The 23355-nt window shown below is 60.6% G+C and carries 27 protein-coding genes; 18 read left to right on the forward strand and 9 right to left on the reverse strand.

All coding sequences use genetic code 11. From position 1 onward, the window contains the following. Positions 1-21: 21 nt before the first annotated feature. Positions 22-810 carry a hypothetical protein gene (locus tag QP915_RS02900; protein WP_284767930.1) on the reverse strand — a complete coding sequence of 263 codons (789 nt, stop codon included), beginning with the start codon at positions 808-810 and terminating at the stop codon, positions 22-24. A gap of 247 nt (positions 811-1057) precedes the next feature. On the opposite strand from QP915_RS02900, the gene QP915_RS02905 reads away from it, so the two are divergent. From QP915_RS02905 to QP915_RS02945, 9 genes are all read left to right on the forward strand, one after another. Continuing rightward, entirely contained in the window at positions 1058-1411 is a 354-nt protein-coding gene (locus tag QP915_RS02905) for a DUF4259 domain-containing protein (RefSeq protein WP_179387511.1), read from the forward strand. An 81-nt stretch (positions 1412-1492) separates the two neighbouring features. After that, complete coding sequence (locus QP915_RS02910; RefSeq protein WP_239193477.1) at positions 1493-2107, forward strand: dTMP kinase; 615 nt, start codon at positions 1493-1495, stop codon at positions 2105-2107. A 3-nt stretch (positions 2108-2110) separates the two neighbouring features. Further along, complete coding sequence (mtrA, locus tag QP915_RS02915; RefSeq protein ID WP_284767931.1) at positions 2111-2803, forward strand: MtrAB system response regulator MtrA; 693 nt, start codon at positions 2111-2113, stop codon at positions 2801-2803. A gap of 68 nt (positions 2804-2871) precedes the next feature. Next, the gene (gene mtrB / locus QP915_RS02920; RefSeq protein ID WP_350309420.1) at positions 2872-4650 is read left to right on the forward strand and encodes an MtrAB system histidine kinase MtrB; all 1779 of its coding nucleotides are present in this window, start codon (positions 2872-2874) and stop codon (positions 4648-4650) included. A 2-nt stretch (positions 4651-4652) separates the two neighbouring features. Beyond that, positions 4653-6386, forward strand: a complete 1734-nt coding sequence (lpqB, locus tag QP915_RS02925) for an MtrAB system accessory lipoprotein LpqB (RefSeq protein ID WP_284767933.1) — start codon at positions 4653-4655, stop codon at positions 6384-6386. Positions 6387-6422: 36 nt separating this feature from the next. Continuing rightward, entirely contained in the window at positions 6423-7049 is a 627-nt protein-coding gene (locus QP915_RS02930; RefSeq protein ID WP_284767934.1) for a ComF family protein, read from the forward strand. A gap of 144 nt (positions 7050-7193) precedes the next feature. After that, on the forward strand, positions 7194-7838 hold the full coding sequence (gene hpf / locus QP915_RS02935) for a ribosome hibernation-promoting factor, HPF/YfiA family (protein WP_284766734.1): 645 nt from the start codon (positions 7194-7196) through the stop codon (positions 7836-7838). Between the two features lie 225 nt (positions 7839-8063). Beyond that, positions 8064-10649 (forward strand): preprotein translocase subunit SecA, encoded by a 2586-nt coding sequence (secA, locus tag QP915_RS02940; RefSeq protein WP_284766733.1) that lies wholly within the window; start codon positions 8064-8066, stop codon positions 10647-10649. 141 nt (positions 10650-10790) lie between these two features. Next, a complete protein-coding gene (locus tag QP915_RS02945) occupies positions 10791-11609 on the forward strand; it encodes a hypothetical protein (protein ID WP_284767937.1) in 819 nt (272 codons plus the stop codon). A gap of 22 nt (positions 11610-11631) precedes the next feature. Here the strand turns inward: QP915_RS02945 and QP915_RS02950 are convergent, their stop codons facing one another. Beyond that, complete coding sequence (locus tag QP915_RS02950) at positions 11632-12015, reverse strand: hypothetical protein (protein ID WP_239278749.1); 384 nt, start codon at positions 12013-12015, stop codon at positions 11632-11634. A 176-nt stretch (positions 12016-12191) separates the two neighbouring features. Here QP915_RS02950 and QP915_RS02955 point away from each other — a divergent pair, with 176 nt between their 5' ends. Genes QP915_RS02955 through QP915_RS02965 form a run of 3 tightly spaced genes read left to right on the forward strand, consistent with a single transcriptional unit; the run spans position 12192 to position 13383 of the window. Next, positions 12192-12602 (forward strand): HAD-IA family hydrolase, encoded by a 411-nt coding sequence (locus QP915_RS02955; protein ID WP_239278750.1) that lies wholly within the window; start codon positions 12192-12194, stop codon positions 12600-12602. Beyond that, positions 12602-13117, forward strand: coding sequence for a DUF6912 family protein (locus QP915_RS02960; RefSeq protein WP_374048912.1), 516 nt, complete (start codon positions 12602-12604; stop codon positions 13115-13117). The genes QP915_RS02955 and QP915_RS02960 overlap by 1 nt, the downstream gene beginning before the upstream one ends. A 17-nt stretch (positions 13118-13134) precedes the next feature. Then, positions 13135-13383 carry a hypothetical protein gene (locus tag QP915_RS02965; RefSeq protein WP_239278752.1) on the forward strand — a complete coding sequence of 83 codons (249 nt, stop codon included), beginning with the start codon at positions 13135-13137 and terminating at the stop codon, positions 13381-13383. Here the strand turns inward: QP915_RS02965 and rsgA are convergent. Both rsgA and aroA read right to left on the reverse strand, forming a co-directional pair. Continuing rightward, a complete protein-coding gene (rsgA, locus tag QP915_RS02970) occupies positions 13380-14405 on the reverse strand; it encodes a ribosome small subunit-dependent GTPase A (RefSeq protein WP_269954201.1) in 1026 nt (341 codons plus the stop codon). The genes QP915_RS02965 and rsgA overlap by 4 nt on opposite strands. Continuing rightward, the gene (gene aroA / locus QP915_RS02975; RefSeq protein WP_284767940.1) at positions 14398-15699 is read right to left on the reverse strand and encodes a 3-phosphoshikimate 1-carboxyvinyltransferase; all 1302 of its coding nucleotides are present in this window, start codon (positions 15697-15699) and stop codon (positions 14398-14400) included. The genes rsgA and aroA overlap by 8 nt, the downstream gene beginning before the upstream one ends. On the opposite strand from aroA, the gene QP915_RS02980 reads away from it, so the two are divergent. Further along, entirely contained in the window at positions 15698-16345 is a 648-nt protein-coding gene (locus tag QP915_RS02980; RefSeq protein ID WP_284767941.1) for an SOS response-associated peptidase, read from the forward strand. The two genes, aroA and QP915_RS02980, sit on opposite strands and share 2 nt — an antisense overlap. Here QP915_RS02980 and ybaK read toward each other — a convergent pair. Beyond that, the gene (gene ybaK / locus QP915_RS02985) at positions 16331-16834 is read right to left on the reverse strand and encodes a Cys-tRNA(Pro) deacylase (RefSeq protein ID WP_284767943.1); all 504 of its coding nucleotides are present in this window, start codon (positions 16832-16834) and stop codon (positions 16331-16333) included. The genes QP915_RS02980 and ybaK overlap by 15 nt on opposite strands. Positions 16835-16871: 37 nt before the next feature. Between ybaK and QP915_RS02990 the strand changes: the two genes are divergently transcribed. Both QP915_RS02990 and QP915_RS02995 read left to right on the forward strand, forming a co-directional pair. After that, on the forward strand, positions 16872-17474 hold the full coding sequence (locus tag QP915_RS02990) for a sigma-70 family RNA polymerase sigma factor (protein WP_284767945.1): 603 nt from the start codon (positions 16872-16874) through the stop codon (positions 17472-17474). Beyond that, positions 17474-17746, forward strand: coding sequence for an anti-sigma factor (locus QP915_RS02995; RefSeq protein WP_284767946.1), 273 nt, complete (start codon positions 17474-17476; stop codon positions 17744-17746). The genes QP915_RS02990 and QP915_RS02995 overlap by 1 nt, the downstream gene beginning before the upstream one ends. A gap of 266 nt (positions 17747-18012) precedes the next feature. Here QP915_RS02995 and QP915_RS11770 read toward each other — a convergent pair whose 3' ends face one another. Together QP915_RS11770 and QP915_RS03000 are read right to left on the reverse strand one after the other, a co-directional pair. Next, complete coding sequence (locus QP915_RS11770; RefSeq protein WP_100067784.1) at positions 18013-18087, reverse strand: 50S ribosomal protein bL37; 75 nt, start codon at positions 18085-18087, stop codon at positions 18013-18015. A gap of 83 nt (positions 18088-18170) precedes the next feature. Next, positions 18171-18431: a WhiB family transcriptional regulator gene (locus tag QP915_RS03000; RefSeq protein WP_005322377.1), complete on the reverse strand. Its 261-nt coding sequence runs from the start codon at positions 18429-18431 to the stop codon at positions 18171-18173. Between the two features lie 497 nt (positions 18432-18928). Here QP915_RS03000 and QP915_RS03005 point away from each other — a divergent pair, with 497 nt between their 5' ends. Beyond that, positions 18929-19417 (forward strand): hypothetical protein, encoded by a 489-nt coding sequence (locus QP915_RS03005; RefSeq protein ID WP_284767947.1) that lies wholly within the window; start codon positions 18929-18931, stop codon positions 19415-19417. Positions 19418-19489: 72 nt separating this feature from the next. Here the strand turns inward: QP915_RS03005 and QP915_RS03010 are convergent, their stop codons facing one another. Both QP915_RS03010 and QP915_RS03015 read right to left on the reverse strand, forming a co-directional pair. Next, a complete protein-coding gene (locus QP915_RS03010) occupies positions 19490-20728 on the reverse strand; it encodes an Rv3212 family protein (protein ID WP_284767948.1) in 1239 nt (412 codons plus the stop codon). Next, entirely contained in the window at positions 20725-22050 is a 1326-nt protein-coding gene (locus tag QP915_RS03015; RefSeq protein WP_284767950.1) for a DEAD/DEAH box helicase, read from the reverse strand. Before QP915_RS03015 ends, QP915_RS03010 begins: the two co-directional genes overlap by 4 nt. Before the next feature lie 71 nt (positions 22051-22121). Here QP915_RS03015 and QP915_RS03020 point away from each other — a divergent pair, with 71 nt between their 5' ends. Together QP915_RS03020 and QP915_RS03025 are read left to right on the forward strand one after the other, a co-directional pair. Continuing rightward, a complete protein-coding gene (locus tag QP915_RS03020; RefSeq protein WP_284767951.1) occupies positions 22122-22346 on the forward strand; it encodes a DUF3107 domain-containing protein in 225 nt (74 codons plus the stop codon). Between the two features lie 61 nt (positions 22347-22407). After that, positions 22408-23346 (forward strand): DUF3152 domain-containing protein, encoded by a 939-nt coding sequence (locus tag QP915_RS03025; protein ID WP_284767953.1) that lies wholly within the window; start codon positions 22408-22410, stop codon positions 23344-23346. Positions 23347-23355 lie beyond the last annotated feature (9 nt).

Below are 23355 nucleotides of genomic sequence, written 5' to 3' on the forward strand. Positions count from 1 at the left end.
ACGTCGAGAACCGACTCCGAATTAGCGCGAAGGCGCCGCTTCGCTCGGAGCCTGCTTGGCCGTGGCCGGTGCCTGCTTGGTTGGCACCAGGTCGGTTGGCTCCTGGTTCTGATCGGCGGAAGGTCGCTTCGCAGCGGCATGGCCGGTGAGCTTTTCTTCCTCTGCCTTTTCGACCGTGTGTTGCTCCGTGCCGGCTGGTTCATGGGCCGGGGCGTCGGAATCCTTGCCCGAGTTATCTTGCGAGGCAGGCGCCTCAGGTGAGGGCTGCGGAGTGGACGGGCCAGTGGTGGCCGGCGGGGTGGTGCCGCCCTGGTTGTTCTGCGGGGCACCAGTAGTCTGCGAGCCGTTCTGGTTGCTCGGGTAATCAGGCGTCAGACGCTGATTGCCCTGGCCGGTGCCCTGACCACCCTGGGTGGTGGTATTGCCCTGCGAGGTGGTGCCCTGCGGGGAGATGTTTTCTGGACGGTAGACCTTGGTGGGCTGGGTTGCTGCCTGTGGGCGCACTACCGCATTAGGGGCGAGAAACGGATCGTTGTTGTGCGGCTGCTGATGCTTGGAATCGCCAGACGAGGCGGTGGAACTCGTAGCGTGCGTGGAGTGCTGCTTTGAAGGGGAACGGTCCGTGGAAGAAGTGGTGGTCTCCTCGGCCGCGGTGTGGGTCGGGGAGACGGAGGTGGTCGCGGACTGATCCGCGGCGTTGGAATAGTTAGCGCTCGGCGAGCTCATGCGCCAGACGGCGACTCCGACGACGGCCGCGGCGATCAGTCCGGCCACAATGAACACGTAGACGCGGCGCGAATCTGGCTTCATCGTGGCTGTCCTTTCTATGAGGTGGGCGGTTTCAGCCCAAAGAGGAGGGCGATACAGCGCCCCGGTAACAAGTTGGTAACGAGACTATCATGTTTGGGAAACATTGCGACGGCGTCGCAATTCTGTGATAAGTAAACAAAAAGGCAGTTCGCGGGTGTAGAAGGCCATGCAAACCTTTTCATCGTCTGCTTTCTTTCACTAAGAAAGCGTGTATAAATGGCGCTGAAAGCACCGAAGGAGTCAAAAAGTGAGTACTTGGGACGAAAATATTTTCAGCACGGACCTCAACGTCGATTTCTTGGACGAGATGGCAAACCTCGATGAAGAAGGGGTAATTCGCGCCGTCGAGGATGCCTGCGAGGTCGCGCACAGCAAGCCAAAACTCAGCGAAGAAGAGGAACAGAATGCTCAAGCGGCGGCCACCATTGCTGCCATTTGGGCTGGTGCGCCCTTTAGCGCGGGCGAAGTAGTCGAAGACTACCCCTATATTAGGGAACTGGTGGGCTCTGGCAGCGAGACCCTGACGGAAAATGCCCTCGAGGTGCTTGAAAACGTCGAGGAAGAATATGACCTCGAGCCATTCATTGAGGCCCTGTCCTAAGTCGCACCCACTGCTTGCGGCAACGGCCGCGCGGCAGTGGCCCTGCGGGAGAAATAACAGAAGGGAAGATAGCCCACACCTATGCTGATCAGCATTGAAGGCATCGACGGTGCCGGTAAAAATACGTTGGTCTCCGCACTTAAGGAGTCGTTGGACCGGCCCGTAGAGGTTATTGCCTTTCCGCGCTATGCGGACTCGATTCACGCACAACTCGCGCAAAAGGCGCTCTACGGAAAGATGGGGGACCTCACGGATTCGGCTTATGCCATGGCGACGCTATTCGCGTTGGATCGCTATGGCGTAAAGGACCAGCTGCAGCGCGCCAAGGAATCCGACACTGTGGTGCTACTGGATCGTTACGTGGCTTCCAATGCCGCGTATTCGGCGGCGCGGCTCGAAGACGATGCGGTGATGGAGTGGGTGCACGATCTGGAATTTGGCACCCTCGGCCTGCCGCAGGCGGACCTGCAGGTGTATTTGGATACGGCGGTAGAGGTGGCGTCGGAAAGAGCGCAGGCACGAGCCCAAGCAGACGCCAGCCGGGAACGCGACCGCTACGAACGCGATGGTGGGTTGCAAGAACGCACCGCCGCAGCCTACCGGCGCTTGGCAGATGCGGGCTGGGGTGGACGCTGGATCGCTACCGCCGATGCGGATACTATTATTTCAGCGATAAAAGACCTTGTAGGAGAATAGAACGTGGCGCCCAAGATTTTGGTTGTCGATGACGATCCGGCTATCTCAGAGATGCTGACCATTGTGCTCGAGTCCGAAGGACTCAAGCCCATTCCGGTCATGGACGGCAATGACGCTGTTCCTGCCTTTGAGCAGCACGAGCCGGACCTCATCCTGCTGGACCTCATGCTTCCGGGCATGAATGGCGTAGATATTTGCCGTGCCATCCGCCGCGAATCCTCCGTGCCCATCGTTATGCTGACCGCCAAGACCGATACGGTTGATGTGGTGCTCGGCCTTGAATCCGGCGCGGATGATTACATCACCAAGCCATTCAAGCCCAAGGAGCTCATCGCCCGCATCCGTGCGCGCCTGCGCCGCACCGATTCTGCGGAAGCTGAAATCCTGGAGGTTGCGGATCTTGTCATCGACGTGCCGGAGCATACCGTGCGCCGCACCGATGGCACCGAGCTGAACCTGACCCCGCTGGAGTTTGACCTGCTGCTGGAAATGGCGCGCCGCCCCGGCCAAGTGCATACGCGTGAATCGCTGCTGGAATCCGTGTGGGGCTATCGCAATGCTTCTGATACCCGCCTGGTTAACGTGCACGTCCAGCGCCTGCGCGCCAAGATCGAGCACGATCCGGAAGACCCGCAGATCGTGCTGACCGTGCGCGGCGTGGGATATAAGACCGGCAAGGCCGGCGCCGGAGAGTAAGGACCATCGGCATCATTGAGCGTCTAAGGCGCATTCGAGACGCCTTCATTACAACGTGGCGCACCTCATTGCAGGCGCGCGTCATTGGCATGATTTTGGTCGCCTCCTCGGTGGTCATGATCATCTTGGCCTACGCGCTAGTGTCCGTGCTTACCCAGCGCCTGGTCAGCCAGAAGGAGGACGTGGCTCAGCAGGAGCTGGAGCGCGCCCGCACGGCCGTGGAGCAGCAGATCGATGCCACCAGTTCTGCTAACTCCGTCCAGGTGCGCATCAACTCTGCGCGTGCTGCGTTGGGCCAGCTCTCCGCCCAACAGGGCGACGCCCAGACGGTCTATGAGCCAGTCATCGTGGTGGAAAATCAGGATGGCTCTGTTACCACTTCGCCCGAGGATTTCCCCGTGCCGGATCAGCTGCGGGAAATGGTGGATCAAGGCCAGATTGCGCAGCAGTATTTCCCAGCGCCGCGCGAAAATGGTGATCACTACAACGCCTTGCTGGTAGGCACGCCTACCGATACCGATATTCCCCATACGCAGGTCTACTTGGCGCTGTCCATGGAATCGGAAGAATCCACCATGGCGCTGATGCGCGGTCTGCTCTCGGCAGCCGGTGTAGTGGTCGTGGTGTTGCTGGTGGGCATTGCTTGGCTAGCCACCCAGCAGGTTATTACGCCAATTCGCTCGGCCTCGCGGATTGCACAGCGCTTGGCGGCGGGTCATTTGAAGGAGCGCATGGCCGTCGATAGCGATGATGAGATGGGTCGCTTGGCCGCGTCCTTCAATAACATGGCCGATAAGCTTTCCTCCCAAATTGCGCAGCTGGAGGAGTACGGTGATTTGCAGCGGCAGTTTACTTCCGACGTCTCCCATGAGCTGCGCACCCCATTGACCACCGTGCGCATGGCCGCGGACATGATTGAGGCCGAAAGCGATAGCCTGCCGCACGGCGCCCAGCGCGCTTCCCGCCTGATGTCGAGCGAACTCGACCGCTTCGAGGAATTGCTCGCGGACTTGCTGGAGATTTCTCGCCACGATGCTGGTGTGGCGGATCTCTCCACGGCTGCCATTGATCTGCGCTCCTGTGTGGAGGCGGCTTACGGGCAGGTGGAGCATTTGGCCCGCGAGCTCGACGTGGAGGTCCAGCTCAACCTGCCGGAGGAGCGCATCGGAGTCGAGGCAGATTCCCGCCGCCTCGAGCGCATCTTGCGCAACCTTCTGGCCAATGCCATCGACCACTCGGAAGGCAATCCAGTGGCGGTAGACGTCGCAGCCACGGACATTGCGGTGGGCGTTACCGTTACGGACCATGGCGTGGGCTTAAAGCCTGGCCAGGAAGAGCTGGTATTCAACCGCTTCTGGCGTGCGGATTCCTCCCGCAAACGCCATTCCGGCGGCACCGGTTTGGGCCTGGCTATCGCCCGCGAGGATGCCGTCCTGCACGGCGGCACGCTAGATGCCACCGGCTATGAGGGCTTTGGGTCCCGCTTCCGCCTCATCATTCCGCGGACCCCGAATACCGAGGTGGGCGAGGCCCCCATCGCTGTGGAGATTCCCGGCGCACCCGTCTCCAGCACTGCGGACGGTAGCGAGCTGGCAGAACCCGAAGCTGAAGCTACAGAAGCAGAGGACACTGGCGCCGCCGAGCCGGATGCAGGGCCCGCCGCTGCAACGCCGGCCATTTCATCGGGCATGAGCTCGCCGCACGTCGACAAGAGCGAAAAAGGCACCGATGGCGAGGTAGAGGGCGATGGCATCCTCTGGCCTTCGGAACGCGAACTGAACCGCGGCGCGGCCGCCCCAGACAGGCGCGCCTATAAGGCCCCGGACTTTGAGGGTAGGAGGAAATAAGCGTGTTGAGAGCGAACTATCGCAAGACCGCGGTTGTCGGCACCGCAGCGGCCGTGCTGTTCGTCAGCGGTTGTTCCACGCTGCCGAATAACACCGGCCCGCAAGTAGTCGGTACCTACCAACAGCAAGAGGATGGCCCTGAAGAAGTCATTGCACCGCAACCCGGCGATGACCCAGACTTGACGCTGCGCGATTTCTACCAGGCTTCCGCCGTGCCGGGAAACGACCATGAGGTCGCGCGCGGCTTTTTGACCGATAACGCTCGCGAAGCCTGGGACGCCAGCGGTGACGTGATGGTGGTCGATAGCCTGGATATCGTTACCGCTCCCGCAAGTAAGCAAAGCTCGAGGGACAATGAGCGCGCTTTCACGGTGCGCGGCACCATCATCGGCCGCCTGAAATCCGGCGGTGCGTACGTGCCGGAAAATGAGGGCTACGAGGCCGTCATCTACATGAAAATGCAAGACGATAGGTGGCGCGTCGATGGTTTGCCGGCCGGAGTAGTAATGGAGCGCAATGAAATGCGCAATCACTACACCCCGCAATCGCTGTACTTTTTTAAGCAAAGCAACGATGTGCTGGTTCCAGACCGCCGCTGGCTATATAAGGGCGGCGAACAATCGGAGTCGACGCTCATTACGCTGCTGATGGAGGGACCTTCAGCCAGCATTGCGCCCGCTACTCGCCGCGCAGCGGGTGAGAATGTCACTTTCGCCGGCTATGACCGCGAACAGGGCTACCAATTCGAGGGCCTCGCTGATTTGGACACCCATGATCGCACGCTCTTTGCGGCCCAGTTGGTGTGGACGCTTACGGAAGCCGGCCATACCGGCCCCTTCAAGGTCAAGGCCGATGGCGGCGACTTGGTGGAGGGCATGGATAGCCTGAACGTGGATGACTTCGCGGACTATAACCCGGAGGAAAGCAGCACCTCTTTGTCTAAGCTCTACGCCCTCAATGAGGGCAACCTGCTCGAGGTGGACGATGGTGTGGCCGAGCCGGTCAAGTCCACGCTGGGCAGCAGCGGTGACGTGCAATCCGTGGATGTTGCCGATAGCGGTCTCGTTGCGGCCGTGCGCCGCAAGTCTAATAGTGACTTCTCGCTGCAGATTGGCGAGCTTGACGGCCAGCTACAGGATTCGGTGGATGGCCCCACGCTGGCACGGCCTACCTTCGAGTACAACGGGCAAGCCGCCTGGACCGTGGTCGATGGCGATCGTATCGTGCGCGTGGTGCGCTCCAAGACGACGGGCCGCATCTCCGAATCCGAGGTGGATGCCCGCAGCATCGACGATATTGAGGGTGAAATCTCCGTTATCCGCTTGTCCCATAGCGGTGCACGCGTGGCCATGATTATTGATGGTCACGTGTATATCGCGGCCGTTGCTCAATCCAGCAGCGGCGATAAGCGCATCGTCAACGCCCGCGAGGTTGGCCCCGAAGTATCCGGTTCGGCACTATCGCTGGACTGGAATGCGGATGGCTCGCTCATCGTGGGTACTTCCTCGAGCCAGTCGCCCGTATGGCGCATCGAGCAGGATGGTTCCTCGGCCTCGACCATGCCTACCGGCAATATCACCGCCCCCGTGGTGGCCGTGGCAACCTCGCCTACCAAGCTCTTTATTACTGATTCGCACGCCATGCTGGAGCTTCCCTCCACCGTCATGGACGAAACCAATTGGCGCGAGGTCTCCGGTCTGCAGGGTCGGCGTTCTTCCCCTATCGTTTCTAATTAGCCGCCAGAGGGCCTGTGCGGCTGGGGAGAGGCAATTATGAGCTTGGGGGAGCTTATTTTTCCGCGCGCGTGCGCTGGGTGCGGCGCGCCGGGCGAGGTTTTGTGCTCTCGGTGCCGCGATCACTTGCGGCAGCCGCCCTACATGGTGGCGCGACCCCGGCCGCTGGGCGCGCCCGTCTATGCTCTCGGCTCCTATTCCGATATTCGACGCCGCATCATCATTGGCATGAAGGAGCGAGGCAATCGGCCGGTTCGCGAGTATGTGGGGGCCGTCTTCGCGGCCGGGCTGGCCCATTTGAGCGCCCGCGGCGATATCCCGCGCGAATTCACTCTCGTTCCCGCTCCTACTCGGCCGCGTTCGGCGCGGGCACGCGGGGGAGATCCGGTGTCCGCTGTGTGTCACGCTGCGGCGCAGCACCAGGGCGTGGGCGTGTGCGCGGCGCTTACTATGGGCCAGTCCACCGCGGACCAGTCCGAGCTCAACGCGCAGGATAGGTGGGCCAACCTGCAGGGCCGAGTCCGCGTGCGCGTGCCTATTGCTCGGGCGCCTGCGCTGCTTGCCGACGACGTCGTTACCACCGGCGCCACCCTTGCCGCCAGCATCGCCGCCCTGCAGGCCACGGGTGTAGAAGTCTGCGGGGCATTGGTCTTTGCGGATGCCTAGATAGGGGTGGTGCCCACCCTCGAGGTAGGGGAGTCGCCAAAAAATTTCCCGCAAAGGTCATAACCAGTGCTATCATGAGGAGTGTCACAGAGAGATAGTTACTGTGATTGATTCTAGTCCCCACTACCCAAGGGAGGCATCTCAATGTCCCAGCCAAACAAAGCTCAGGTAACGATTACGGGCCGCAATGTCGAGGTCCCCGATCACTTCCAAGAGCGAGTCAATGACAAGCTGGCCAAGATTGAACGCCTTGACCCCACCCTGACCTTCTTCCATGTGGAGCTACAGCACGAACCAAACCCGCGCCGTGACTCCGAAGCGGAGCGCATCCAGATCACCGCTACCGGTAAGGGTCACATTGCCCGCGCTGAAGCCAAGGAAGATTCCTTCTACGCAGCGCTCGAAACCGCCTTGGGCAAGATGGAGCGCTCCCTGCGCAAGGTGAAGGTGCGCCGCGAAAACGTCAAGAGCGGTCACCGTGCGCAGAAGGGCACCGGTGAGATTGCCGCTGAAATGGTAGCTCAGGCCGAGGCTGAGCGTGCAAAGGAAGAGCGCTACGTTGACCCTTATGCTGAGACCGTTGAGGACATTCGGCCAGGCCAGATCGTCCGTACTAAGGAGCACCCGGCTACCCCGATGAGCGTGGATGATGCCTTGAGCGAGATGGAGCTGGTGGGCCACGACTTTTTCCTCTTTATCAATGAGGAAAACAATAAGCCGTCCGTGGTGTATCGCCGCCATGCCTACGACTACGGCATTATCTCCCTCTCGGAAGACGCTGAAGCTTAAAGAAGCTTCTACTTCTCTTAGTTAATGACCCTGCTGCGTGTATGCAGTGGGGTCGATTTTTTGGTTGGGGGAGGGGGCGTCGGCAAGCAGGTTCCGGGGGATATACAGGCTGAACGGAGGCTGTGCGCCTGCCCTATGTGCTAGGCGGGAGGTGCTTTGTGAAAGCGAGTGAGTACAATAGCGACGAGTTAACTTTATTGTCGCGACTAGAAGGACTAACTAACCGTGTTTGGACTTTCCAAGCTGCTGCGCGCGGGCGAGGGCCGTACGGTCAAGCGCCTGGGCAAAATGGCAGACGATGTAATTGCCCTTGAGGATAAGTACGCGGAGCTTTCGGACGACGAACTTAAGGCAAAGACCGACGAGTTCAAGACTCGCCTGCGAGACGGCGAAGAGATGAATGACATCTTGCTCGAGGCTTTTGCGACCGTCCGTGAGGCTGCCTGGCGCGTCCTCGATCAGAAGCACTACCGCGTGCAGATCATGGGCGGTGCGGCCCTGCATTTCGGCAACGTCGCCGAGATGCGCACCGGTGAGGGCAAGACCCTGACCTCGCTGCTGCCGGCCTACCTCAATGCCCTTGATGGCAAGGGTGTCCACATCGTCACCGTTAACGATTACTTGGCAAAGCGCGACGCCGAGATGATGGGCCGTGTCCACCGCTGGCTTGGCCTGTCCGTGGGCGTCATTCTGTCCGAGATGCGCCCACCAGAGCGCAAGGCTGCCTACGACTGCGACATTACCTACGGCACCAATAATGAGCTCGGCTTTGACTACCTGCGCGATAACATGGTCCGCTCCCTCAACGATGTGGTGCAGCGCGGCCACAACTTCTGCATCGTGGACGAGGTCGACTCGATTCTTATCGATGAAGCCCGTACCCCGCTCATCATCTCCGGTCCGGTAGATGGTTCCTCCCAGTTCTATGGCGTCTTCGCCCAGCTGGCCCCGCGCATGCGCGAGGGTATCCACTACGAGGTGGACCACAAGAAGCGCACCATCGGCGTGCTGGAAGAGGGCGTGGAATTCGTAGAGGATCAGCTCGGCATCGATAACCTGTACGCCCCCGAGCACTCCCAGCTGGTGTCTTACCTGAACAACGCCCTGAAGGCCAAGGAGCTGTTCACCCGCGACAAGGACTACATCGTTCGCAATGGCGAAGTCATGATCGTGGACGGTTTCACCGGCCGCGTGTTGGCCGGACGCCGCTACAACGAGGGCATGCACCAGGCCATTGAGGCCAAGGAGCAGGTGGAGATCAAGAACGAGAACCAGACTCTGGCTACCGTTACCCTGCAGAACTACTTCCGTCTGTACGAGAAGATCTCCGGAATGACCGGTACGGCAGAAACCGAGGCTGCCGAGCTGCACTCCATCTATGGCCTGGATGTGGTGCCGATTCCTACCAATAAGCCGAATCAGCGTGCTGATCACTCTGACCGCATCTACAAGACGCAGGAAGCTAAGTTCGCTGCCGTAGTGGACGATATTGCAGAGCACGTCGAGTCCGGCCAGCCAGTTCTGGTCGGTACCACCTCCGTGGAGCGCTCCGAGTACCTGTCCCAGCTGCTGTCTAAGCGCGGCATTAAGCACAACGTGCTCAACGCTAAGCACCACGAGGAAGAGGGTCAGATCATCGCCCGTGCGGGCCGTCCCGGCACCGTTACCGTGGCTACCAATATGGCCGGCCGTGGTACCGATATTGTGCTCGGTGGCAACCCTGAGGTCATCCTCGATGAGAAGCTGCGCGAGCGCGGCCTCGATCCATTCGAGGATGAAGAGAAGTACCAGGAAGCCTGGGAAGCAGAAATCGATTCCGAGAGGGAGCGCTCCAAGAGGCTTGGTGACCAGGTACGCGAGGCCGGTGGCCTCTACGTGCTGGGTACCGAGCGTCACGAGTCCCGCCGCATTGATAACCAGCTGCGTGGTCGTACCGGCCGCCAGGGTGACCCGGGTGAGACCCGCTTCTACCTGTCCATGCGCGATGAGCTGATGGTGCGCTTCGTGGGCCAGTCCATGGAAAACATGATGAACCGCCTCAACGTGCCGGACGATGTCCCCATCGAGGCCAAGATGGTCTCCAACTCCATCAAGGGCGCCCAGGCGCAGGTGGAGAACCAGAACTTTGAGATGCGTAAGAACGTCCTCAAGTACGACGAGGTGCTTAACGAGCAGCGCAAGGTGGTCTACGCTACCCGTCACGACATCCTTGATGCCGGCGATATTCAGGACAATATTCGCGGCATGATTGATGACACCGTGTCCGCTTATGTCGCCGGTGCTACTTCCACCGGCTACGTCGAGGACTGGGATCTAGACGCACTGTGGAATGCGCTGGATTCCCTCTACGGCCCCACCATTTCCCATGAGGAGCTGGTGGAAAGCTCCGAGTATGGTTCCCCAGGCGAGCTTTCTGCCGAGCAGCTTCGCGACGCCCTGGTGCAGGACGCCAATAATGAGTACGACAAGCTCGAAGAATCTGTGACCGCTATTGGCGGCGAACAGCAGATGCGCAATACCGAGCGCATGGTCATTCTGCCGATTATTGACCAGAAGTGGCGCGAGCACCTCTATGAGATGGACTACCTCAAGGAGGGCATTGGCCTGCGTGCGATGGCGCAGCGTGATCCGCTGGTGGAATACCAGAAGGAGGGCGGCGAGATGTTCAACGCCATGAACGATGGCGTGAAGGAAGAGACCGTCCGCCAGCTGTTTATGCTGCGCAAGCAGTTCAAGCAGCAGGAAGAGGAGCAGGCCGGCGAATCCGCTGCTACCGCTTCCGGCAACGGTGAGGGCACCGTAGAAGCCTAGGCCTCGGCGTCCTTCCTCCCAACCCCGCCTCGCCCCCGCTTGTGATAGTGGGAGCGGGGCGGGTTTCTTTTCAGGAAAAAATGAGTAGAATATAAGGAACCTGTCCATCCTGCTTATTTCCTGTGAGGAGCTCCACTGACGATGCGCCGCCGCTCTTTGCGTCTCGGTATTACGACGCTCCTGTCTGCCACCTTGCTCGGTGGCGCCACGCCGGCCGTGGCCTATGAGGTGCAGCGTGATTCTGCCACCTCGTTGCGCATCATTTTGGATTCGGGCGAAAAAATTGAGCAGGATAACGCAGCTGCGGCCATCCTGGCCATTGCTACCCAGCGCAAGGAAGCATTGGTGGCCGATGGAATTTTGTCCCAGGATAAGGCGGACGCCGCCTTCGAGTACTACTTTGGCAAAGCCCGGCTCAATACCGCGCGCACCGATGGCAATATCTATTCCACGCCGCTGGACTTCCCGTGGGAACCAGAGGAGCGGACGCAATCCCTGGACGGCAAGCAGTACACCGAAGCGGCCGTATTGGATTACCTCGACAAGCTGGGTGCCAATTACACCCAGGCGGTAATTCGCGCCGAGCTGGGTGAATTCACCAAGGAAGTGCCGCAGGCCCCCGCCGGCAAAGCGGCGCCCTCTCCGCGTGCCCAGCTGCCGACCATCGGGGATACAGGCTCCGCCTTCCCAGATGAGTTTCCGGCCTATGCGGCGGCGCTGCGCGATATTGTCACCATCACCAAGCAGGTCAATGCACCCCTAGAGTGGGCCGCCGCGTCGCACCATACTGCAGGATCCGTGCCCGCGGATGCGACGGCGGACGAGCATTCCGGTCTATCCGCCTTTGAAGGCGGCCTCCTAGCCACCGGTTTAGCGGCGCTGACCAGCGCCGCCGGATTCGGATGGTCCGCGCTCGATTGGTCCGACATCCTTTCTCACCTGGGCCAGTTCTTTTCCTAGGCGCTAAGCCCTGCCCGCTGAGTTAGAGTAAGCGGAACGACGTTAAACCGGTGGGGCTTGCCGATCCCGTAAATGCATGCTGCTGTTGGCCTATGTAGGCGGAGCCAAAGTACTCGCCATTGGACCGCGCGTGCAGGCTGGTCAATTGCAGTCTGTCCGTGGCATAGGGGCTTGTGCGCCGCCGCACCCACGATCCAATGTGCAGGCGGATGGCATCGGAATAGCGCGCGGAATTGAGATGGGCTAGTGGGCGATAGCCGGCGGCTACCTCGAGCGCAAAGACTACCCAGCCTTGGATGCGGTGTTGGGCGGCGACTTCCGCGGACGTCGGCAAGCGGCCATAGCGCACGCGGTGGGGCGCAATGAAGAGTTTGAGGTGCGAGTAGCCGGGGATGGGCTCGTACATGGTGGGGAAGTAATGCTCCTGCATAAGGACAGGAGGCGGACGCGTGATAATTGTCTCATGCCCGCCCCAACCCCGCCATTTCTGAGGGTTTCCTGAAAGGGGTGGGCGCGAATGCGCGCGTGGTTCGCTATACTCTCGGGGAGTTAAAGAGAATCGTAACCAAAGGATTTAAGTACATGCGTGGTCTAATCGTTGACTATGTCGGCGTCCTTGATGGCACCGAAGAAGACAACCGTCGGTGGAAGGCGCTGCTGGCCGCCGCCAAGGCAAATGGCGCAGCAACCGCCATCCTGTCCAATGACCCAGGCGGACCAGGCGCGGAGCACATCCGCGAGTGGGAGTACCGTGGAAACGTCGACGCAGTCGTTCTCTCCGGCGAGGTGGGGGCGGAAAAGCCAGAGGTTGCAGCCTTCCAAGCGGCAGCGGATGCCCTTGAGTTGCCGCTCAATGATTGTGTCATGGTTGATGATTCCATTCTCAACGTTCGCGCGGCCGTAGAGGCAGGCATGGTGGGCTTTTTGTACACCAGCTTTGACCGCGTGTCCGTAGAAATCCAGGCAGTCTTCGATATTGAAGGTGAGTTTTAGTGGCTAAAGCCCGCGTTTACATCCCTGCGACCTACGCCATGCTGGCGGAGCTGGAAGAAACCGGCTCCCTGTCCGCGCGCTCCGGCTGGGGCTTTATGGTGACCCCTGCGCTGCAGGAGTTTTATACCGAGGGCGATGAAGAAGAAATTGCCTACTCGGCCTTCCTTGAGGCCTCTATGGCCTCCATGCGCCTTTTGGCCATTGGCGATGAAGAGAAGTTCCCGCACCGCCGCGTGGTTATCTCGGTGGACCTCGATGATTCTGTCCTCACCCCGCGCCCGGATATGGGCGAGCCGGTGGTAGAGCTTAAGCCAGCGCAGTTCAGCAAGGACGACCTAGCGGCCGTCCACGTGGATATTGCGGAGTCCGAGGAAACCACCGCAAAGGCCATCGAGGCCATCGATACCGCCGACCTTGGTGATGAGGATGCGGAGCTGGCCGTGGGCGATGCACTGGATAAGTTCATGGCCTTTTATCACCCGACCGAGCTGCCGTTCCTCGTAGAACTGCTCTAATTACTTAAGGAGACAATATGACTCAGCGCTTCAAGAACCTCGCTGCGGCCACCGTTACCGCAGGCGCAGCCCTCAGTGCCGCGCCGGCCGCCCTGGCAGATACCACCCCAGCTGCGGATGCGGCTGCCGACGCCGTGCCCACCACCCCGTGGCTGGCGCTGCTAGAGACTTCGTCCCAGGGCACCTGGGGCCAGATCCTCGATGTATTCTTCGGCATCGTGGATGGCATTTTGGGTGTTATGGCCGATACCGGCTTCCACCTCTAATTTTCCCACTCCACGTTGGTGCGCAGGGCCTCGAGTAGGCCGCGCACCGCGTCGCGCCGCCGCGCACTGGCGGTATCAGGGGGAATCAGCGCAGGATCATCGAGGCCGCATTCTGGGTCCGCAGGCGGGCCCATATGCGTACAACCGCGGGGGCAGTCCTCGATGGCGGCGGCAAGGTCTTCAAAGACGCCAAGCACGTCATCGGCATCCACGTGTGCGAGGCCAAAGGAACGGATGCCTGGGGTATCGATAATCCAGCCGCCGGTGAATGCATCCTCGGCGGGGAGGGGGAGCGCCACCGATTGGGTGGAGGTATGCCTGCCCTTGCCGACGCCCGATACTTCCCCCGTTTCCCTATCCGCATCCGGTACCAGCCGGTTGACCAGGGTGGATTTGCCCACGCCGGAATGTCCGATGAGCGCGGTGACGTGGCCGTCGATGTGGTTGCGCACCGCCTCAAGTCCGTCTTCGACGCCGGCTTCCACCACCGTGATATCGAGATCGGCGAATTCGGCCGCGAAGGGGGCAGGATCCGTGAGATCGGTTTTGGTCAGGCACAGGATGGGGTGGATATTGCCCACAAACGCAGCGATGAGGGCGCGCTCGACAAACCCAGAGCGCGGCGGCGGATCGGCCACGGCGGTGACGATGAGCATCTGGTCCGCATTAGCCACCACGATGCGCTCATAAGGGTCGGTGTCATCGGCCGTGCGCCGGAGGACGGAGGTGCGCTCTTCCAGCTTCACAATGCGCGCTAGGGTGTCCTTCTTGCCGGAGGTATCGCCCACCACGCCCACGCGGTCGCCTACCTCGATGGCGGTGCGGCCCAGCTCGCGGGCGCGCATGGCGGTGACCCGCGGGCCGTCGTCTAGCGCTACGCCCCAGCGCCCGCGGTCCTTGGTGATGACCATGCCAAACTTGGCATTTTTGTGCTTGGGGCGGTCCTTAGTACGCGGCCGCGAGCCCTTGCCGGGGCGCACGCGCACGTCGGATTCATCGAAAGAACCGAAACGCCTAGCCATTGCTCTCCTGTTGCTCGGGGTCCACCATCGTCTCCCACATGCGGTCGAAGCCGGGCAGGGTCTTCGCAGTGGTGGAAATGTCTTCTACCTCTACGCCCGGTACCCGCAGGCCGATAATCGCGCCCGCGGTGGCCATGCGGTGATCCGCGTAGCACGGCCACTCCCCGCCGTGGAGAGGGGCGGGGTCGATGTGCAGGCCGTCGGCAAGCTCGGTGACCTTGCCGCCGAGGGCGTTGATATTATCCGCCAGCGCCTTCAAACGATCGGTTTCATGGCCGCGCAGGTGCGCAATGCCGGTGAGGGTAGAGGGGGTGTCCGCCAGGGCGCACAACGCCGCGACGGTGGGGGTGAGCTCGCCAATGTCGCCCATGTTGCGCGCGATGCCCTGCAGCGCGCCGTCCTTGGCGCCCTTGGCAGTGACAAAGCCCGGCTCTTGGGTGACCATGACACCCATATCCACCAAAATATGGCGAATGGCGTCGCCCGGCTGGGTGGTATTGGCAGGCCAGCGCTTAATGGTCACCCGGCCGCCGGTGACGGCAGCGGCGGCAAGGAAGGGCGTGGCATTGGACAGATCCGGCTCGATTGCCCATTCCCGCCCGGCAATCGGGCCAGGGTGCACGGTCCAGGTATTCTCGCCGGAGTCCACGCGTACGCCGGCTTGGCGCAGCATGCCTACGGTCATCTCCACGTGCGGCATGGAGGGCAGGGGACCGCCCTCGTGGGTGACGGTGATGCCCTTTTTAAAGCATGCGCCGGCCAGCAGGAGGCCGGAGACGAACTGCGAGGAGCCAGAGGCGTCGATAGTGACCTCGCCGCCTTCCGGCACTCCGTGCGAGCGGACGGTAAAGGGCAGGCTATCGCCGTCCACCTCGACGCCGAGCTGGCGCAGTGCGTCCAGGGTGGTGGACATGGGGCGGGCGTAGGCCTGTTCGTCGCCGTCGACAAGCACGGCACCGTCCGCCAAGGCCGCAACCGGCGGGATAAAGCGCATGACTGTGCCGGCCAGGCCGCAGTCCACCGTGGCGCCCTTAAGCGGGCCGGGGGTGACGTGGATATCCTCACCATCGTGCTCGAAGCGCACGCCCATAGATTCCAGGGCCTTTTCCATCAGCTGCGAATCGCGGGAGACCAGCGGCGCGCGCAGGGTAGAGGGGCCATTGGCCAATGCAGCCAAGATGAAAGCGCGGTTGGTAATAGACTTCGAGCCCGGCACGTGTTGGGCCCACGCTATGGGGCCTGCCGCTTGCGGGGCGGACCAAGGTTGAGACATATCGTCCATAATAGAGGGCATGTGCGGAAGATTCGTTCTTTTTACCGAGTCCCTTCTCGATGAAGTGGGCGCGCTGCCCGGAGTTACTGAGGTCCATGCCCCTCAAGGCACGCCAGGCCCGCGCTACAATATTGCGCCCACCCAACCGGTGGCGATAGTGCGCGTGCGTGAAAGTCTCGCCCAAGTCGACCCTGCACGGTGGGCACTGCTGCCGCATTGGAAGAAGGACCTGGACGGCCCGCCGCTGTTTAACGCCCGGGCGGAGACCGTGGCCACCAAACCCTCCTTTCGGCATGCCTTTAAGGGGCCGCGCTGCCTTATCCCCATGAACGGCTACTACGAATGGCACCAGGAAGAAGGCGGCAAGCAGCCCTATTTCGTCCGCGCGGAAGAGGGCCTGTTGTGGGCGGCAGGCCTGTGGGACACCGGCCTGGATCGCCTGTCTGCCACGATTGTCACCACCGCCGCCACGGAAGAAATGGAGTGGCTGCACCACCGCCTGCCGCGCTTCTTGGCGGCCGAAGAAATGCGTACCTGGCTGGAGGGCAGCCCCGAGGAAGCTGCTGAGCTGCTCTTGCCGACGCCTCTGCGTGGCTTCCACACTCACCCCGCCGACAAGGCTGTGGGCAGCGTATCCAACGATTATCCGGAGCTACTCGGCGAGTAGATCGGCAAAGCTAGCAGAGCACAGCTCTGCGAGGTCCTCCGCACTGAGTTCGATATCGAGCCCGCGGCGCCCGCCGGAAATAAAGACAGTATCGAAAAGGACGGCGGTTTCCTCAATGACCGTGGGCAGCGGGTTTTTCTGGCCCAGCGGGGAAATGCCGCCGGGAATGTATCCGGATGACTTGGATGCGTCATGGGGATCCGCCATGGCGGCCTTAGAAACGCCGTGGGCGGCCGCGGCCTTCTTGAGGCTCAGGTGATGGGTGGTAGGGATGACGCAGACTGCCAGCTTGCGCTTTGGTCCCTTGCCCGCAGTTAAATCGATGACCAGGGTTTTGAGCACGCGATCCGGCTCTACCTCTAGGGCAGCCGCGGCGTGATCGCCGAAGTGATCCTTGCCCGCCTCAAAGGTATACACGTGGTGGTCTACGCCGGCGTCTTCCACTACTTTGAGCGCTGGGGTAGCTGCATGCGGGGACTTTTTAGACATGCCTGGGATTCTAACGCTACGCGTTAGGATAGAAATTGTGGCTAAAGAAACAATCAGCGAAAAGGAGCTGCAGCGCCGCTTCGAAGCGGAAGCGCTGCCCCTGCTAGACCAGCTCTACGGCGGTGCCCTGCGCATGACGCGCAACCCGCAAGATGCTGAGGATCTCGTGCAGGAGACCTACCTCAAGGCCTATAAGTCTTTCCATTCCTTCAAGCAAGGTACAAACCTTAAGGCTTGGCTGTATCGCATCATGACCAATAACTACATCAACTCCTACCGCAAGGCGAAGCGCCGGCCCACGGAGTCTTCGGCCGATGAACTGAGCGATTTTCAGCTCTATACCACTGCTGGGCACGATTCCACTGGCCTGGAATCCGCAGAGGTATCAGCGCTTAAGGACATGCCGGACGCCACCATTTCAGAGGCCATGAATGACCTGCCCGATGACTACCGGATGGTGGTGTACTACGCGGATGTTGAAGGCCTTGCCTATAAGGAGATTGCAGAGATCATGGATACTCCGCTAGGTACCGTGATGTCTCGCTTGCATCGGGGAAGAAAATTGCTCCGGAAAGCGTTGAAAGACGTGGCACGAGAACAAGGCATTGGATTAGAACACCCAGACATGGAGGAGAAGTAATGGACCGCGCAACGGAACACAACTGTGGTGCGTGTAGCTCCCCAGAGGTACAGGCCCTCCTGTGCGAGCTTCTCGATGAATCCACCACCTATGCCCGCGCACTCGCCATCCGCGAGCACATCGCCCAGTGCGATTTCTGTCAACAGCGCCTCGAGAGCGAGGAGATTATCCGCTCCCTGGTGCGTAATTGCTGTAACGGCCAGGCCAAGGCGCCGCAGGCGCTGCGCCGCCGCATTTCGGTAGAGATTACCCGCATCGAAACGGCGTGGTAGGCACTGTTGCTCACCCGCTGTGGTGGGGTCTGGTCTCATGATCTTCCAACTTTTTGCTTGAGTCCATACTGATCGGGCCGAATTGAGGGTGGAAGGGCCGAATTGAGACCCCAATGTGTTCAATTCGGCCCGATCACATTCGACTTAAGGCACGGAGAGGTCAAGCGGGGAGCTGGGAGACGACACCGATGTGCGTCTGACATAGCAAAAGCCCGGTTCTACGGTCGAAGTGACCGAGGGAACCGGGCTTTGAGTAATGCTGTGCGTTATGCGCCAGGACGCTTGCCGTGATTAGCGGACTTCTTGCGGCGATCCTTGCGCTTGCGACCACGCTTGCTCATTGCGCACTCCTTCGTTGAGGGTATCTGAACTCTATTCAACTGTAGCGGCTAAGGGCGCCGAAACGAAAATTGGGGGCTGCTTATTAAGCGGAAACGCGAGCGCGGCCACGGCCGCGGTTGCGGCGACGCTTGAGGGCGCGGCGCTCTTCTTCAGATAGGCCGCCCCAGACGCCGGCGTCCAGGCCGGATTCCAGTGCCCACTTCAGGCAGGAAGAGGCAACAGGGCAGCGGTTGCAGACCAGCTTGGCCTTAGCGATTTGGGTAAGTGCAGGACCAGAATTGCCTACTGGGAAGAACAGCTCGGGGTCTTCGTCGCGGCAAACAGCTTCGTGGCGCCAATCCATGATTGATATCTCCTAACAAAAATTCGACAGCAGTAAGCACAAGCGCTTTTCACGAAAATGAAAAGCAACCAATGCCAGGGTGGGTGGTTGTGTGAACTGGTCTGCGTGCAGTGGGGCCCGGTCTCGAGGTCGGGCCAGCGTCGCCGCCGCCAATGGTTCACATTGTGGTTGCTTGAAGTTTCCTTCAAGTTAAGAAGAGGTTTACGTCCTCTTTCTTTTTGCTACCCCAGAATCATGACATGTTTACTCAGACTCCGCTAGGGGTAGAGGCAAAATTGTGGTCAACCTCACTTGAATGAAACTGGTGTGGGGGTCATTTGGGTTCACGATCAAGTTGAAAGAAGCCTGTGAGAAACGCGCTGAACTGGCGTATTGTCCAAAAATCATTGAGTGCGGTGACTGAAGAGGCGTCAAATCTACCCGGCTAACCCCTGCCCCCGCGAAACCTGAGTGGCGCACAAGGAAATGCCCTTGACCGGTGAGTAGACTGTGGGTTTGTGTCTAAGCAGAAGAAAAAGCAGGTAAACAAAAAGCAAAGTGCGACCTCGGCGCAGCCGGCGCGTGAAGCGAAGACCCAGCAGGGCGCGCCACAGCCGGTCCTGGTGGCCGCAGCGCTCGCCGTGGTTCAGTCCATCGCCGTGATCTGCTTCGGTATCTTCCTGATTGTGCGCGAGGCGACCGGCGCAGAAAATGAATCCATGGTGTCGGACTCGGGCTCCGGGAGCTTTGTGGGGCTGGGCACCGCACTATTTATCTTTATTGTCTTTGGCTTTGTCATTGTCGGTGCTTGGGCCATGGTTAAGGGAAAGCGCTGGGGTAGGGGAGCCATTATTTTGGTGGAGCTCATCTTGGCAGCGAGCTCCTTCCAGATGTTCAGCGGCGGATCGCCGCTACTGGGTGCGGTGACCTTGGCGAGCGCCGCAGTAGTCATTTTCCTGCTGATGTTCGTCCGCGCTTCCACGGAGTGGGCGGCAGCAAACTTCTAAATTCGCTGCCACGCACAAGGGCCGCGCCCCGGGTAAATCCGGAAGGCGCGGCCCTTTCTGTAGCGGAGGGTGTTAACCGGCGCTTAGGCCCACGACCTGATCGCCGCGGGTTTCCACGATGGTGTCGCCCGCCAAGGTGAGGTAAACGGGACCGCGGTAGCTGCCGCGATCAACCGGGATGGTTCGCAGAGTTTTGCCGGCGGACCAATCCATGACAGCAATGCCTTCTTGGGTAGGTACCAACATGTGCTCGTCGACGGCGATGGGGGTGCCGATGGCATCGTCTACCACGTGATCCACTGCGAGGTCGCTCGGCTTGAAGAGGTAGAGGCGGGAGCCATCAAACCAGGTCATATGGTGTGGCAGGTCCGCGGTTGCCGGGGCGAATGGGGAAGCACCTGCGTCAATATCTGGAGAGGGCTCTGCCGAAGTAGAGTCCAGCTTTTCGCCCTTATTGTCATAGGACTCGATCGTGGGATTCGGGCCTGGACGGTAGACGGCGGCGGCCTTTTGCCCCACAGCGACAAGCCGGGCGCCGTCGGTGGCTATGTCCACATCGGCAGCGATATCGGGCTCACGGGAATCATCAGGGGTGGTGTCCTGGAAGCGCAGCCAGGTGGTGTCCGGCTTATCGGGGCAGGACTCGGTCAGTGCCAAATTCTCGGTACGGGTAAGGGCGGAGCTAATGGTGCATTCTTCATGCGGTTGCTTGTCCGGCTCCTGTTTAGCCTCCACATCACCGTATTCCACGGTGCGCACCATATCGGAGCGCCACAGATCGATGCGGTCGGTGGAGACTGTTCCTACCCGGTCATTGGAGGAAACGGGTACTACCTCTTCCGAGCTGACGGCGCTGCGGGTGCTGTCATACTCGCCAGTTGCGGCGTTTATCGCCACGGTATCCCCGCAGCCCACTCCGGTTTTATACGACGCCACGATCTTGCCCCATGCTGTAGACAGCGAGCACAGATCCGCGTCCGTGCGCTCATAAGTCCACGCCTCGGAGCCGTCCGGGTTGGTGGCAGTGAGCGTGTGATCGGCGTGCGTGATGGTCAGGCCGTGCGCCGAAACCGCCCGGTATTGGCCGGGTACTGGTTCGTTGGGGAGGCTGAAGGACTCGTGGAGTGCCTCGGGGATGTCGGCAAGCGCGGGTGCATCCTCATCCCCAGGAACGGCCGCTTGGCTGAGATGCGCTTGATTAATATTGGCGGTAATAGCCGCCCCGCCGACCGCGATGGCGCAGACCACGGCAATAATGCCGGTAGCCTTCCAATCGGCGGGCGTCGAGCGCAAAATGGGAGCTTTAGTCATCGGCGGCCTCCTCGCCGGCGCCGGGAGCTGCCGCGGCGCGCGGTGGTACGGGTGGGGGATTTTTCGCGGACAGGCACCTGGCCCACGACCTTGGTCTCAGGGCCGACAGTTTCCTCTACCTCCGCGGGGATGTCTAGAGCCTGGGCCAGCTCCGGGGACGTGGAGAACCACTGCGGCGGATTCGGCTCACCCAAATCCAGCTCATCATTAATAACCTGCCATTTGGCCAGCTCATCATAGCCCACCATGGTGATAGCGGTGCCGGTATGGCCGGCGCGACCCGTGCGGCCGATGCGATGGACAAAGGTCATCGGATCATCCGGAACCTGATAGTTGATGACGTGGGTGACATCATCAACGTCGATGCCGCGGGCGGCAATATCAGTGGCGACCAAGATATCCACCTGGCCGGTGCGAAAAGCATGGAGCGACTTCTCGCGCGACTTTTGCCCCAGATCGCCGTGGACCGCGCCCACATGGAAGCCGCGCCGGGCTAGGTCATCGGCCAGCTGGGCGGCCGCGCGTTTGGTGCGAGCGAAGATGATGGTGCGTCCGCGGTCGGCGGCCTGCAGGGCGTGGGCGACAACGGCAACCTTATCCATGCGGTGGGCTTGGAAGGTGACCTTGCGGGTGGAGGAATGGGTGAATTCCTGCTCGCCGGATTCGGCACGGATATGGATGGGTTTTTCCATAAAACGGCGGGCAAGCGTCAAAATCGCGCCCGGCATCGTGGCGGAAAAGAGCATGGTCTGGTGCGCATTGCCATCGAGTGCCTTGAGGATGGCCTCCACCGAGGGTAAAAAGCCCAGATCCAGCATCTCGTCGGCCTCATCGAGCACCAAGATAGCCACGCGATCGAGCTGCAGATTTCCGCGTTCGTGGAGATCGATCAAGCGGCCAGGCGTGCCGATGATGACATCGACGCCCTTGTTGAGCTTTTTGATCTGTTCCTCGTAGGGACGGCCGCCGTAAATGGAGGCTAAGCGCACGGGTAGGTGGGCGGCAGCCACCTGCAGGTCCTCGGTGACCTGCTGGGCAAGCTCGCGGGTGGGGACCACCACGAGGGCGCGCGGGGTGCCATCGAGCTCGTCGATATCGGCGTCATCAAAGACGCGGTCCAAAAGCGGCACGCCAAAGCCATAGGTCTTGCCCATGCCGGTGCGCGCTTGGCCAATCAAGTCCTGGCCGGATAGCGCGATGGGCAGGGTTAATTCCTGGATTGCAAAAGTACGCGTGATGCCACGAGTGGCGAGACCATCGCAGATTTCGGCCGCAACGCCGAGTTCCGCGAAGCTCGGTGGCTGGGATTTTATGTCAGACACACCTTGATAGTAGCCGGGATGGTTATAGTGGGGCCATTGACAATAAAACTCTAGTTAGAGGAGGAATCTTCATGGATATCAAGTTTGGCTTCGCGGATACCGCTCGCGAGCTGGTCATTAGCGCTGCAGGTGACCAGGCCGAGCTGACGCAGAAGATCAACAGTGCCCTGGCGGATAACTCCACCCTGGAATTGGAAGATGACAAGGGCCGCAAGTACCTCGTGCGCACTGACCGCGTGGTCTACGTCGAGGTCGGCATTGCCAAGAAGCACGCCGTGGGATTCGCCGGAGTCTAAGGCGAGCGCATAGGGCTGCTGATTCAGCTTTTTTAAATACAAACGGGTAACCTAAGGCCCCATGGAAAAAAGGGAGACTCGCCACGCTCACCGGAGTCAGGGCCATACGCCGGACCACCCCAATGCGGTGGTCCGGTTTGCGCGTCAATATGGCTGGTGGCGCGTGGTGGCTATCCCCCTCATGATCGCGCTGACCATTTGGTTCGTCGTCGATATTGCTACCGGAAATTCCTCTGAAGAAGAGGCGGAAGGCACTAGCGCGCCTGCCCCAACGAGTACGGAAAAGGTAGGCCCTGATCCTGCCGATGCCGCAGCGGTCAAGCGGGAAATCAGCGAGATGCCGCCCGGTGGTTCTTATACCAAGCAAGGCAAGGGGACCTTCCACGAGGTAGGTGAGCCTGGCGCCGTCACGGGTAAGGGCGGCAAGCAAAAGGTGCGCTATTCCATCGAGGTAGAAGATGGTCTTAATACCGCACCGTATGGCGGCGATGAGTCTTTTGCCGCCATGGTGGAGGCTACCTTGTCTGACCCGCGCGGCTGGACCGCGCATAAGGACTTTGAGTTCGAGCACGTGGCGGCCGACGCGGAACCGGATACCCGCATCCAGCTGACCTCCCTGGGCACCGCCGCAGAGCGTTGCGGCGAGAAGATTGAAACGGAAACCTCCTGCCACACCACCATTACGGGCGAGTCCACCACGATCATCAATGAGGCACGTTGGGTGCGCGGTGCCACGCCTTTTGAGGGCGATATGGGCAACTACCGCCAGTACGTCATCAACCACGAGTTGGGCCATGCCATTGGCTATGCGGCCCACCAGCCGTGTGGCGGCCAAGGCAAGCTAGCGCCGGTCATGATGCAGCAGACCTTGGACCTTAACAACAAAAAATTGCACGATCGCAAGCCCAGCGAGGTCTATCCTGATGAGGACGTGACCTGCTCACCGAACCCGTGGCCTTATCCGAATCCGGATAATAAGGATCCCCACCAACCCGAATAGGAGTTCAGG

Source organism: Corynebacterium sp. MSK158, assembly GCF_030229085.1.
Classification (GTDB): Bacteria; Actinomycetota; Actinomycetes; order Mycobacteriales; family Mycobacteriaceae; genus Corynebacterium.